The organism is Colwellia sp. E2M01, from assembly GCF_018860585.1.
Classification (GTDB): domain Bacteria; phylum Pseudomonadota; class Gammaproteobacteria; order Enterobacterales; family Alteromonadaceae; genus Colwellia.
In genome coordinates this window covers 4,533-6,450 of sequence record NZ_JAHKPR010000057.1, presented here as the reverse complement: position 1 = coordinate 6,450, position 1,918 = coordinate 4,533, and the positions used below count along the sequence as shown (strand labels likewise).

General features: G+C 37.6%; 1 protein-coding gene and 1 tRNA gene. Both read right to left on the bottom strand.

The genetic code is table 11. The annotated features are described in order from the left end of the window. Positions 1-77 precede the first annotated feature (77 nt). Positions 78-153: transfer RNA gene (locus KO502_RS11855), tRNA-Val, on the bottom strand. A 192-nt stretch (positions 154-345) separates the two neighbouring features. Then, positions 346-1,653: a BamA/TamA family outer membrane protein gene (locus KO502_RS11850; protein ID WP_216022782.1), complete on the bottom strand. Its 1,308-nt coding sequence runs from the start codon at positions 1,651-1,653 to the stop codon at positions 346-348. Positions 1,654-1,918: the final 265 nt, after the last annotated feature.

Genomic DNA, 1,918 nt, shown 5'->3' with positions numbered 1-1,918 from the left:
CTGAGCTAATCGTCCATTTTAGTTTTAATTCTTTATGGAAAGAATGTCTCATTTTATTTAATAGGTTTTAAATAAAATGGTGGACGATACTGGGCTTGAACCAGTGACCCCCGCCTTGTAAGGGCGGTGCTCTCCCAACTGAGCTAATCGTCCGTCTCTTCGGGGGCGTATTATAGGGAGTTAGTAAAAACTGTCAATAAAAAACCTGTAAATTTCTTTGTTTTTTTTAAAAAGATAACTGTTTGATTTATTTTTACTCATAACGCTGTATTAGTGTGCATTATTTCATGTATTTTCATTATATTTCTAAATTTATTAGCAACTACATTTAAAATGTTCTCATCATTAAAATGGATGCCCTACCATTAACCAAGCACTATTATCTTCATTAGAATGTGTGTAATCAAGTCGAATAACAATACCTGCCGCCAGCGCTCTTAAAGAAACACCAACATCTTTTTTCCAATCAGTAAATAATACGTCGCGGTTAAACGTTGGAGATACTCTCCCCCCTTCAACATAAAAAACGGTTTGAAACCAATCTAAATTCAAGAACTTTAACCAAGATACATCGGCTATCGGGTTATAATTTAAAGTCATTCGGTATTCAGCCGTTGCATAAATAACCGCTTTATCATGAAAACGGTTTTGCCTAAATCCTCGCAAGCGATACATTCCTCCAAGAGTAGCCCCCTCAAGAAACGGTGCATGATTAATTGCTTTGCTATTTCCTTGTGCATCATATTCAACATTCCAACTTGGTGAGTAGCCAGCCCAAGCGTTCAACGCAATAATATTTTGTTTCGCAAATGATGTTTTACCTAATGAAAAGTATTTGCTTGCTTCTATCTCAATGAAGCTCCATTGCTCTTTTGATTCTAACCATTGAGGGTTATAAGTAAACGCTATATATTGAGAGCTTCCTTGGCTCGGATTTGCAGGAAAGTCTGTATTGTCATAATAATACCCCAACTCGAGAGCATGTACCGCACCAGATAACTCACCTTGTGAGTTTTCATATAGCTGATAGCGATTAAACTGCCTTGCTACCAACAAACTTGTACCTGTTTTTAGAGGATTCCAATCTGGACGTTGCGGATTATTTTCTAATACACCACCCACTAAGTTATAGCTCGCCATACTTTTATTTTTGGCATCTCCCCACGGTACAACATATTCCAAGGTAAGATCCCACCAATTACTTGTTCCACTACTTTCAATAAAGTCATCAAAGCTTGAGTCATTCGAGCCCGCGGTAGGCGCGCTCGAATACTCTCCAGGCAGTGGAGAATAAGCCCGCATCAAGGGAAATTTTCCGACCATACCAATAGCACTGAGAAAAAATCGTTCACTATCAAAAACGCGATAATTTCTTAAATCTAACCCTAAACCTTTAGTTTCCCAACCACCGTATATAGTAGCGGCTACGCTCATCTGTTTTTGATATAAGCCTGTAACCATACCGCCAACTCCTGCAACTGCGCCCAAATCATCAGTACTAAAAGCATAAGGTAAAATTAAGGTTTCGCGCATTTTGCTGTTTTCTTGTCGCTCTACTGAGTACTTCACACTACTAGGTGCTTTCGCGAGCACAGGAAATGAGCCAGCTATAAAAAAAAGAGATATAAAAAGCCAAGTCACTAGCGATATCATCTTTACTCTTTTTAAGGATGAATAACCATAAAAACTCAAGTTGGTTGATTGTGGTCTTTTTATAATGAATGTCATAGTCAGTTAATTTATTTGCTGATGTACCGAAAATTTAAGCATTGAGCGTCAATTGCCATTAAGTTGATTTATATTAAGCCCTGAATTCAATATGTATAAGTTTAATGCTTATACCAAGTTGATTAAGTTCTTTCCCACTCAGCGAAAGTTAAAAGGCTTAGAGGCAAGGCATTGATTGAAGAAAATGGTT